Source organism: Thermococcus sp. Bubb.Bath (genome assembly GCF_012027595.1).
GTDB lineage: Archaea > Methanobacteriota_B > Thermococci > Thermococcales > Thermococcaceae > Thermococcus.
Map to the genome: position 1 here is coordinate 1 of NZ_SNUR01000036.1, position 446 is coordinate 446.

The 446-nt window shown below is 56.7% G+C and carries 1 pseudogene; it reads left to right on the forward strand.

The annotated features are described in order from the left end of the window. Positions 1-446, forward strand: a pseudogene (locus tag E3E29_RS11400) (extradiol dioxygenase); the annotation flags it as partial.

The window sequence follows — 446 nt, forward strand, 5'->3', positions numbered from 1 at the left end:
TCGTGGCTCGGTTTTGCGGGCGTTGAGCTTCCAGGAGAATACGACACTGACCGCGAGTTGGCGGGAAGGATCTACGAGAAGGCTAAAGCCAAAGGCATTCCGGTGGTTGACATCAACTTCGCTGCCCTGAGCGGCGAGTATTCCCGCTTCCCGCTGACGTGGGGAGAACTAATACCACTCCACTTTCTCGAAAAGAGGCCGCTTGTCCTCGTAACGCCGGCGAGGAAAGTGCCGAGGGAAACCCTAGTCCGCTTCGGCGAGGTTCTTGCCGAGGTTCTCGAAGACTACGAGAAGAAGGTCGCCCTTATAATCAGCGCCGACCACGGGCATGCTCACGATCCAAACGGCCCCTATGGCTACGTCCCCGAATCGAAGGAGTACGACGAACTCATTATGGGGCTCATTCGCGAGGACAGACTGGAAGAGCTTCTGAACATCGACGATGA